The sequence below is a fragment of the Bradyrhizobium murdochi genome (assembly GCF_000472965.1).
GTDB lineage: Bacteria > Pseudomonadota > Alphaproteobacteria > Rhizobiales > Xanthobacteraceae > Bradyrhizobium > Bradyrhizobium murdochi.
In genome coordinates this window covers 1-9,947 of record NZ_AXAU01000051.1, presented here as the reverse complement: position 1 = coordinate 9,947, position 9,947 = coordinate 1, and the positions used below count along the sequence as shown (strand labels likewise).

Annotated in this window: 5 protein-coding genes and 7 pseudogenes; 4 read left to right on the top strand and 8 right to left on the bottom strand. The window is 60.7% G+C overall.

All coding sequences use genetic code 11. The features are described from left to right. The 3 genes and pseudogenes from YUO_RS0137050 to YUO_RS48790 form a co-directional block, all read right to left on the bottom strand. Positions 1-396: pseudogene (locus tag YUO_RS0137050) on the bottom strand (IS110 family transposase); the annotation flags it as partial. A 328-nt stretch (positions 397-724) separates the two neighbouring features. Further along, positions 725-1,177, bottom strand: coding sequence for a reverse transcriptase domain-containing protein (locus YUO_RS48795; protein WP_028351646.1), 453 nt, complete (start codon positions 1,175-1,177; stop codon positions 725-727). Between the two features lie 66 nt (positions 1,178-1,243). Continuing rightward, positions 1,244-1,438 carry a hypothetical protein gene (locus YUO_RS48790; protein WP_347335964.1) on the bottom strand — a complete coding sequence of 65 codons (195 nt, stop codon included), beginning with the start codon at positions 1,436-1,438 and terminating at the stop codon, positions 1,244-1,246. A 1,044-nt stretch (positions 1,439-2,482) separates the two neighbouring features. Between YUO_RS48790 and YUO_RS45755 the strand changes: the two genes are divergently transcribed. Together YUO_RS45755 and YUO_RS49220 are read left to right on the top strand one after the other, a co-directional pair. Beyond that, positions 2,483-3,244, top strand: a complete 762-nt coding sequence (locus YUO_RS45755) for a CmcI family methyltransferase (protein ID WP_083754881.1) — start codon at positions 2,483-2,485, stop codon at positions 3,242-3,244. 122 nt (positions 3,245-3,366) lie between these two features. Then, positions 3,367-4,185 (top strand): annotated as a pseudogene (locus YUO_RS49220) (IS110 family RNA-guided transposase); the annotation flags it as partial. A gap of 228 nt (positions 4,186-4,413) precedes the next feature. Here the strand turns inward: YUO_RS49220 and YUO_RS46870 are convergent. Then, positions 4,414-4,589: pseudogene (locus tag YUO_RS46870) on the bottom strand (IS3 family transposase); the annotation flags it as partial. Positions 4,590-4,607: 18 nt separating this feature from the next. After that, a pseudogene (locus tag YUO_RS43220) lies at positions 4,608-4,861 on the bottom strand (transposase); the annotation flags it as partial. Between the two features lie 75 nt (positions 4,862-4,936). Here YUO_RS43220 and YUO_RS0137005 point away from each other — a divergent pair. Continuing rightward, on the top strand, positions 4,937-5,962 hold the full coding sequence (locus tag YUO_RS0137005; RefSeq protein WP_028351643.1) for an IS110 family RNA-guided transposase: 1,026 nt from the start codon (positions 4,937-4,939) through the stop codon (positions 5,960-5,962). A 258-nt stretch (positions 5,963-6,220) separates the two neighbouring features. Here YUO_RS0137005 and YUO_RS48340 read toward each other — a convergent pair. Then, positions 6,221-6,893: pseudogene (locus YUO_RS48340) on the bottom strand (IS630 family transposase); the annotation flags it as partial. A 12-nt stretch (positions 6,894-6,905) separates the two neighbouring features. On the opposite strand from YUO_RS48340, the pseudogene YUO_RS45745 reads away from it, so the two are divergent. Further along, a pseudogene (locus YUO_RS45745) lies at positions 6,906-7,921 on the top strand (ISNCY family transposase); the annotation flags it as partial. Between the two features lie 301 nt (positions 7,922-8,222). On the opposite strand, the pseudogene YUO_RS45740 reads toward YUO_RS45745, so the two are convergent. Together YUO_RS45740 and YUO_RS0136985 are read right to left on the bottom strand one after the other, a co-directional pair. Then, a pseudogene (locus tag YUO_RS45740) lies at positions 8,223-8,629 on the bottom strand (transposase); the annotation flags it as partial. A gap of 815 nt (positions 8,630-9,444) precedes the next feature. Further along, positions 9,445-9,947, bottom strand: a 503-nt coding sequence (locus YUO_RS0136985) for a porin (RefSeq protein WP_028351640.1), incomplete at its 5' end; no start/stop codon positions are given.

The window sequence follows — 9,947 nt, the reverse complement described above, 5'->3', positions numbered from 1 at the left end:
CCTGCGCGATCTCGCGGCGAGCAGAGCCAGGTCTTCCGCCAGACGGTCAAGCTCACGGACGTGCCGATCGATGGCCGCGCGCTCATCGTCCGGCAACTGTTGAGCGGCCAGCCACGCCCGGCCGCGGGTGTTGAAAAGATCGGCATGCGGGCACTTTGGGATCAGGTGCGCGTGCAGGATCGTTCTTGAGCCCCGCGTGCGATGCCGCACGACCTGGTAGCGCCGCGCCACCAGCCGACGCTTGCGTTCGGTCTCCGCGTCAGGCGTCCAGATCTGCGGCAGGTACCCCGCCGCCTGCAGACTGGCGAGCGTGCCGGCATCGATCTTGTCGGTCTTCACGTGAGCCTGGGCGATCGCCTTCACCTGCAACGGATTGGCGATAATCACCCGTGCCACGGTAGCTATCGAAATTTATGATCCCGGTAGGGACGCTCATTGCTGAGCGCCCCCCGGACAGATCCGGACATGCAGCTTTCCCGCATCCGGCTCCCACCTCGGGTGCTTGACGGCGAAGCGCTGTTCTGGCCCCGGGGGTGAAGGATCCTCGCTTTCGGGAGCCAGTCATCCGACAGCTTCGTGATCCGCGCCCAAGTCAGGTGGTCCTTCTGGCTGCGTCGCCTCAGCGAGCGCCGCCATAGGTCGATGATGTGGTAGCGGAACGCCTCCAGCACGCGCCCATTCGTCGGCACGGCATGGTAGGCGAAGAAGCCGGTGACGACTTGCCTCAGCCATTTCCCCTGGTCGGGGATCGGCTGATGCGCCGTCGTCGCATCTCATCCTTAATCTCGCTGAGTTTCGCTTGTATGCGGTCGTGCCGCGACTTCCGCTTGAGCAGGAAGCCGCCTCGGCGCGATGTGCCGCAGATGAAGCTGAACCCGAGGAAATTGAAGGTTTCCGGTTTGCCGATCCCGCGCCGTTGGCGGTTGGTCGCAGCACGGCGGCCAAACTCGATCAGGCGGGTCTTTTCCGGATGAAGCGACAATGCGAACTCCTGCAGTCGCGTTCGCATCGCATCCAAGAAGGGACGGGCGTCGTCCTCATGTTCGAAGCCGACGCCGATGTCGTCGGCGAAGCGCACGATGATCATATCGCCCGTAGCGTCGCGCCGTCGCCAGCGCTCGGCCCAGAGATCGAACACAAGATGAAGGTAGACGTTGGCAAGGAGCGGCGAGATCACCGAGCCTTGGCCCGTTCCCTTATCATTGGTCGTGACGATCCCGTCTTCAAGAACGCCCGTTTTGAGCTATTTCTGGATCAGGCCGATGATGCGCTGGTCGCCGACCCGATGTTCAACGAAGCGAACCAGCCAGGATTGACTGACACGATCGAAGAACGACCGAATGTCGGCGTCCAGGATGTAGTTCACCTTCGTCCTGTTGATCCCGACAACCAAGGCGTCCAGCGCATCATGCTGGCCGCGCCCCCGGCCGGAAACCATAGCTGTATCCGAGGAAGTCCTCCTCGAAGATCGCGTTCAGCACGGCAGCAGTTGCGCGTTGGACGACCTTGTCTTCCAGGGCAGCCACTGCGAGTGGGCGCTGTCTGCCATCCGCCTTCGGAATATACCGGCGGCGGCTTGGTTGCGCCCGGTACGCTCCCCGATGGACCCGTGCGTGCAGATCTGCGAGCTTGCGATCGAGATCGGCCTCGTAGTCCCGCCACGTCACCCATCCACTCCAGGCGCGGCCTCCCGCTTAAGTGCGAAGAACGCCGTCCTGAGCATAGGCAGGCTGAGATGGTGGTAGAGCGCGGTGAACCGTTCCTTCTTCCTTTGCCTTGCGGCTTGGCGTACGCGCTCCAACGCCTGTGACACGCTTTCCCGGTCCTGCGCCCGGCGCGTGCTGAGCTGGTTCGCGTTCCCCTTGGCCCCCGTCCTTCGCTCCACCGACTCCGCCGCCGGTAACCCGGCTTTGTTCGTCAGCTTCGTTGCTAGTATGACGGGGGTCTGACTTCTCGTGTCCGTGCATCACCGGCTACAGCTCCTCGCTTTCCCGGTGCGGGCCGGGGCGGCCGGACCGTCCCCCGGTCAGACTCGAGATCTCCCGGTTTCCGCGCAAGGAACGTCCATACATGCCAGGGTCTACGACCACGCCGGGACGTCCAGGTGCTCGCGTTATCGCACCCGTCCGCGTCGCCTTCCGCTCTGAGTACAGCGTCGACTCCCGGGACAATCTTCTTTCGCGGCTCAATGGCTGGCCTGCATGCTCCCCTGCCGACGCTTCGCCAGCGCCCTCACGGACGCTGCCGAACGGCTTGGGGCCGATGTGGGTCGCTACTCCTTCATCGTAATGGACTCTCACCATCTATTCCTTGCGGCCTCCCGACGCACACTCATTCAGATTAGCTAGCTAGGTCGTGGGACTAAAGACCTAGGCCCTATTTGATTCGGTAGCTGTCCAAGCGAGGTAGCCAGTGGTTAGTTGGTTTGAACTAGGGGACCGATCTGAGCTGCCCTTAGAGAGCGCAGTATGGAGATAGACCTATGAAACTCGCTTACGGATACAGAGCTTTTTGGGAGGCTGCCCGCAAGAACTACCCGGATCAAACAAGGCCGGGTGGAAATCTTAATTGGGCCATTGAACTGAGTAGCGTTGCGAATGCTGACTGTTCCGATCGCTTTGCAAAGCCATCGGCACGAGGATGGAAGTCGTTTCTTCACGCAAAGCTTTTTCCCAGCTACTCGACAAAAGTTGGAGCTTTGGCGCTGACGTACAAAGGGTTAATAAATGTCAAGACCCCTTTTGATTTGGCTCTGTATACGAGGCTTATTTGGGAACTTCAGCCGAGGACAATTCTAGAGCTCGGTTCGCTTCAAGGTGGCAGCGGCCTGTGGTTTGCTGATCAAATGTCGGTGCTTTGTGAGAAACCAGGTGAAGTTCACTCCTTTGATCTGAACACCAAATGTATCCATGTAGATGCAAAGCATCCCCTTCTTACCTTTCATCAGGTTGATCTTTCGAACGTCGCGGCCTTCGATGAACATCTGCTGATAAGGCTGCCCCATCCTTGGCTGGTGATCGACGACGCGCACGTACAAATATTTTCGATATTTTCTTACTTGAGCCGCTTCCTCGTGTCGGGCGATTACTATGTCTTCGAAGACGATCCCATGAAGGCAGATAAAGAGATTATTGATGGCTTGCAGTTAGTCGAGCAATCAGGATTTCTTGTCGATACTTATTATACCGACGCGTTTGGAAGCAATTTTACTTGTGCTCCAAATGCATGGCTTCGAAAATCCTAGGTTAGCACTACTTTGGCAGGATTTATTCGCTGGGGCTTTTACGGATGCGTCTTCTGCAGTGTAGGCATCGCAGAGATGACGGTCGAGGAACGAGGGCGACGATGGCTTGGCGTGCCGCCGGCGATGTGAGATTAATTCCGCCGGCCTATGTAAAACCTTACGTGCGACGAGGAGCCAAGAACGACGCCGCCGCTGACGCGGCCGCGATCTGCGAAGCGGTCACCCGCCCCAATATTCGGTTCGTTCCAATCAAGAGTGTCGAGAACCAAGGCTTCTAATGCTTCATCGCGCAAGAGGCCTGCTGGTGCGCCAGAGAACCATGGCGTCTTGCGCTATCCGAGCTCACTTTGCTGAGTTCGGAATCATTGTCGGACAGGGCCGGCAAAGGGTGGATGGTCTGGTGGACTTGTTGGATGACGAGGAGCTGACGCTACCTGCCCATGCCCGCATGGCACTGACTGTTCTTGTGAACCAACTGCAGGAATTGGACCGGCAGGTCGAGGCCATCGAGCGTAAGCTGGCTGACATCCAGAGAGAAAATCCGATGGCGAAGTTGCCTTCCTCGATTCCCGGCATTGGTCCCATAACCGCCACGGCCCTCGCCGCGACCGTGCCGGACCCGACCATGTTCCGCTCGGGGGCGAGAGTTCGAGGCCTGGCTGGGCCTGACGCCTAAGCAGAATTCCAGCGGCGGGAAGGACCGGCTCGGCCGCATAACGAAACGGGGCGATTCCTATCTCAGACACTTTCTTGTCATCGGGGCACGCAACGTCGTTCGGTACCCAAAGGCCCGCTCCCGGGTCGGAGGTGGCTGGATCGAAGCTCTGCTTGAACGACGTCGGCCCATGGTCGTCGCTATCGCCGTTGCCAACAAGTTGGCCCGGATCGTCTGGGCGATGATGACGACCGGGGAATTCTATCGGCCTAAGCGCGCGGCTTGAGCTGCCGCGTATCCTGGCCACCTTAAGGTGTGAGGGCAAATGACAGCATGATGGAAACCGGCGGAGCTGGGGATCGAGAAAGCCCGAAGAGTTTTAAGCGCAACAAGCGCGACCCGTTAATGAGGCCTCGATCCGCGATCTTCATCAGGGCCAGCGGCCATGGTATCAGTCGCACTAACAGGCCGTATTGAACGCACCCGACCGTTATCCAAAGTGCTGCCAAAATGTGAAGCTCGCGATGAAGGCGTTCTGCATGGGCTTGCCCGGTGCAATGTAGTGCCATGCCACCCGGCTCTGATCCGCCCATGTCAGGATAGCGTTGCTCGTCAGCTCGCTGCGTTGTCGCTGACCACCATCTTCGGCTTGCCGCGTTCAATCACGAGCCGATCCAGTTCCCGCGCCACTTCTAGAGCGGTTCCCGATCAGGTTGGCTCGTATCCAGCGGCTTCGAAGTAGTTGGCGCATTCGCGCGGCGTGAAGCGGTCGAGGCAGCGTCCGATTGCGCTCCACAGGCCTTCGACGGTGCGCTGGGCGGCGGCGCGCAGCAGCGCTTTCAACTTGGAGAAGGCGTTCTCGATCGGATTGAAGTCGGGCTGTAGGGCGGGAGATAGAGGAGCTTTGCGCCGGCAGCCTCGATCGCCGCGCGCACGCTCGCGCCCTTATGGCTGCCGAGGTTGATGGGGTGGACGCCCCCTCACGGCATCGCTGTGCCAAAGTGGTGTCGTTGACCATCACTTGAACGGAGGCGTCCATGTCGGAAGTTAGCATAATCGGGTTGGATCTGGCGAAGAATGTGTTCCAGATGCACGGCGCGGATGCATCAGGAGCCGTGCTTTTCCGCAAGAAGCTGCGCCGGGACCAAGTGCGCAAATTTCTTGCCGCGCAGCCGGCTTGCACGGTCGCCATGGAGACCTGCGCCAGCAGCCATTACTGGGCGCGCGAAATCGCGAGGCTGGGGCATGAGGTGCGACTGATTGCGCCAGACTATGTAAAGCCTTTCGTGAAGCGGCAGAAGAATGATGCCGCCGATGCGGAAGCGATCTGCGAAGCCGTCCAGCGGCCGACCATGCGTTTCGTGGCGGTGAAGAGCGCGGAGCAGCAGGCGGCGGCCGTTGTGTTTCGCGCCCGCGACCTCCTGGTGCGTCAGCGCACTCAGACCATCAATGCGATCCGCGGCCATCTGGCCGAATTCGGGATGGTAGCGGCGCAAGGCCCGTCCCATGTTGCCAAACTCGTGTCGGCGATCGAGGACCGTGACACCGACATTCCTGAGCTGGCCCGACCGATCCTGCGCCTGCTCGTGGAGCAGTTGCGATCACTGGACGAGAGGGTGGCGCTGCTCGACCGTGAGCTCGCCCGGCGCGCCAGGGAGGATGCCGAAGCGAAGCGGTTGATGACGATCCCGGGAATCGGGCCGATCACGGCGACGGCGCTCGTTGCCCTGGCGCCGATGGCTCAGGCCTTCAAGAGGGGACGCGACTTTGTGGCGTGGCTGGGGCTCACCCCGCTGCAGCGCTCCACCGGCGGAAAGCAGAAGCTCGGCGAGACATCCCGCATGGGCGAACGAACCCTACGCCGACTGCTGATCATCGGCGCGAGCGCGGCCGTGCGCTGGGCAATGCGCAAAGGCTCGACCGCCGATCCTTGGCTTGCGCGCATGCTTGCCCGCAAGCCGCCCATGCTGGTGATCGTCGCCCTCGCCAACAAGATGGCACGCATCGTCTGGGCATTGATGGCGAGAGGCGGAACCTATCGGGCTCCGGCTGCGGCGAAGTAGTTCCGCGGCAGGGCCTTGAGAGTGTGAGAAGGTCAACCGGAGAGGTATGGCGCAACTGTCAACGAGACGGGATCGGGAAAACCAGATCATGGATACGCGCCTCGAGCACGCGAGGTTGAATTGGACCCGCTCCGCGAACTCCCATACGGGCCGGCGGCATGTGACAGCCGCAGCAAAAGGCCGGACACATGTCAGCACCCGACCACGCTCCGTGCTCTTCGAAAGATTCTTCTTGCACCAACGGGGGCGTCCACACATGTCCATGACGACAATATCGCCTTTCCGCAATTCTGGAACGAGAACCTGATCGACATAGGCCTGGAACGCTCGCCCGTTGATCGGCCCATCGAGAACCATCGGCGCGACCATGCCCGACAGGCGCAGGCCGGCGACGAAGGTCGTCGTCTTCCAGTGGCCGTGCGGGATGGAGGCACGCAGCCGCTCGCCGCGGGGCGCCCACCCGCGAGTACGCGCCATATTGGTCGACGCCCATGTCTCGTCGATGAAGACGAGCTTGTCAGGATCGAGGTCGATCTGGCCGTCGAACCATTCCTCCCGCCTCTTCACGATGTCCGGCCGCTCCTGCTCGGCGGCGTGCGCGGTCTTTTTTTGAGCGTGATCTTCCGGCGCTGGAAGAAGCGCGACAACGCGGAGACGCTGAAGGCGTATCCATCGGCCGCGAGCGCCGCCTTCATCTCCTCCAACGTGCTGTCGGGCTTGACCGCAATCAGCGCGAGGATGCGTTCGGCCGGCGCTTCGATCGCCGCCCTGCGGCTTCGGCGTCACCTCGCCCGTCTCGCGCTTGCGCCACCCAGCGGATCGCGCTCGACACGCCCACGCGAAAGTGCGCCGCAGCCTCTCGACGCGACATGCCGCCCTCAACGGCAGCGACCACACGCCTGCGAAGATCGACCGAAAGAGATGTCGCCATGCCCGCCGGCCTCCTTCGCCAGCAGGCAGCTTGAATCAGAACCGGCCTGATTTGGGAATCCCAAACGATTCAATCCGGTCGGGACCTGCTCTAGTGCGCGGAAGTTAAGTTATTGAGCAGGGTTCTGACCGAACTTCGTAGACAGCTGCCGTTTGCGCTCCTGGGTCTGGACACCGACAACGGCTCTGTGTCCATGAATGAGACCTTGAAAGTGTATTGCGAGCAGGCTGGTATCGTCTTCACGCGCTGTCGCCCCTATCGCAAGAACGATCAGGCCTTTGTCGAGCAGAAGAACGGCCGCGGTGGTCCGACGAATGCTCGGCTACCGTCGATTCGAGGGGCTTGAAGCGGCTGCTGCTGGCTCAGCTTTACCGTTCGACCCGCTTGTTCGTGAACTTTTTCCAGCCGTCGTTCAAATTGATACGAAAGGAGCGCGACGGAGCGCGGGTCCGCAAAACGTACAGCGCCCCCGCGACCCCCACATCAGCGGCTGGTTGCCGAAGCAAGAACACCCGTTGCCGTCCGCGCCCGCGTCAATGAAATCTATGCGGGTTTGGATTCGGTCGCCTTACTGCGCGATATTCGAGCCGCGCAGGAGCACTTGGCTAGTCTCGCCGACGCCGCTCCGGCAAGCCAGCCAACTGCGGCGCCACCGATTGAACAGTTCTTGTCGAGCTTGCGAATAGCGTGGAAAGAAGGAGCGGGACGCCCGACCGACAGGCCAATTGCGAAGCCGAAGCGAGAGCGACGACGTCCCGATCCGCTCGTCAAAGCCACGCCACAGCTGCGCGAATGGTTCGAGGCGGAGCCGTGGCGGACCAGCAGCGAACTCCTCTCCAAGCTTCAGGCAGAATACCCAGGTCTACCCGAGCAAGGTGCTCCGAACTCTGCAACGTCGTCTCAAATTGTGGCGCAGCGAGCAAACAAGCGCACTGTTGTTTGGTCCCGGGCAAAACGCGGCACAAACCGATGTGATCGTCGCATCACCGGAAAGTCCTCCACTGCTCGACGGAGGCATGGTGGTGTGAAGTGGACCGGCGATCGACCGTGCTCAAGGCTGGCGCGATGCGCCACCGCCTTTGGCGGCTGGCAGCCTTGACCACGCCCGATCACCGGTCTGTTGGCTTTGCAAGCGCTCGGTCGAGGACCGAGCGCGACAGCGGCGCGCTCGCAATGCCGACCAGTTGTGCGACCGGCCTCCTGGCTAGGGAGCAAAATAGGTGAGGCAACAATCGGTGTATCGGGAACACAGCTACATGCGGCAATACGTCTTCCCACCCAGATTGCCTGATTGACGCTGCCCCTCACTTTGATCGCCGCGCCGCACTTGGTCTTGGTGGCAACCGCAAGGCTCTCTTGCAGCAGGGCCTGCAGCTTCCCCTCGCCCATGCGCTGGCGCCAGCGCGTCAGCGAGGAGCGGTCGAACACCAGCCGATGCTGGAAGAACTCCTCGCCGCAGAAGAACTGGTAATACGGGTTCTCCACCCAGCGCTCGCACAACACTTCATCGGAGAGGTCGTAGGTGTGCTTGAGAATGGCAACCCCCGCCATCAGCCGCGTCGGCAACGGCGGCCGGCCTGGCGCGTCCTCGTAGACCGCGCCAAATCGCTCTTCGAGGAATGACCAGTCGATGTGCGCGCCAGCTTCACCAGCGGGTGGCCCATGTCGATGATCGCGTCCAGCCGCGAGCGCAGAAGATCGGTCTGTCCGGTGTCGCGTCGTTCCTTCGGTCGCATCGTCCCCTCCGATGCCACCACGGAATCACGCCTCGCGATTCGAGGGAAACCAAAATTCAAACTGCAAGCTTCTAAGACTTCAAACCCCAAAAGCTTGCAATCTCAAATGCCGCTTCGATCGGAAAATCGACTCCCGTTCAATGGCTTGGGAGATTTTTCACGGTCGACTCACTGTTATCCGGACCGGCGATCCAAGAGTATGGTTTCCGAGCCACGGTCGGGTATCGGAAAGGATGGCTACGTGTGCTGTGCACCTGGCTATGGGCCGCGTTCCGCTTCAACTGCTTGATAGTCTCCGGGCGCCAGTTGACCACAAAGATCGGCGCCGCCGGCGTGGGTGATTCGCTCAGTGCGCTTAGATTGGTGGCAGCTTCAATTCGCAAACTAGCCGTGCTGGCCGACAGTTGGCGGCCAGATTCCGCGGATGTGTACAATCCGAGTCTGCAGTGCAGGCGCGAGCCGCAGGGCACGCGCGTTGCCGATAAGGATAGGTGCCGCGATCTGCGAATTCCGAACGGCCAACAGAGCGCATTGATCTTCGAACGCGCGAGAACGCGACCAAGTTTACGCACATCCTGACGATCGGGCTACTTCTGCAACAAATAGGAGTGCTCGGCAATTCAGCATCCGAGACTTGTTGGAGCGCTGCGAAGAGCGTGCCATTGAGAAAAAGAGAGGGCGTCTAATCCGAGAACATGATCGACGCCGCTCCCAATTCGAAAAGGCCCCCGGTGGGCATACCGGAGGCCTTCTTGGAGGTTAAACCTAGACCTATAGAGCCGTTCCTTTTCTCCTTCCGCTAGTTTGACAAATACTCACCAGTTACGCTGAGCGCGGAGTAGCAGGCTCAGTGTGTTCTGGTCCTTCAGCTCGTAGGTGGTGCCGGGCTTGGCGATACTGGGTTGCGCCGGTATTACCACTGTGCTTCCGGCCGCGTACTTCTGGTCGAGCATGGTGTAAGTCAAGTCGGCCGAGAAGGTGAGGTTCTTGATCGGGGTCCAGCGCGTGATCACACCGACAACCGCGTAATTGAAATCGGGGTTGCAGCCACCAATACCGCTCGAGAGCGCGAGGCCTGCTACGACTGCGCCGCAGATGTACCCCTTGGCCGTGTCNTTATACCGCACAGCACCCCACCCACCGTAGATCGCGGTGTTCCAGTAAGGATCCCAGTTATGGTTGTAGGCACCATTGAAGCCATAGGTCGTGGTCAATTCCTGGCCAGCACCAGTCACAAACACCGAGTCGGACAGACCAGCAAGGCCGACGCTCTGGTAAGCTCCCGCGAGACCCGTACCACCGTACATCGCGTAGGTGG

Coding starts and splice junctions, on each gene's coding strand:
- YUO_RS48790 (WP_347335964.1), bottom strand. CDS start 1,438: ATGGTTTCCGGCCGGGGGCGCGGCCAGCATGATGCGCTGGACGCCTTG.
- YUO_RS45755 (WP_083754881.1), top strand. CDS start 2,483: ATGAAACTCGCTTACGGATACAGAGCTTTTTGGGAGGCTGCCCGCAAG.
- YUO_RS0137005 (WP_028351643.1), top strand. CDS start 4,937: ATGTCGGAAGTTAGCATAATCGGGTTGGATCTGGCGAAGAATGTGTTC.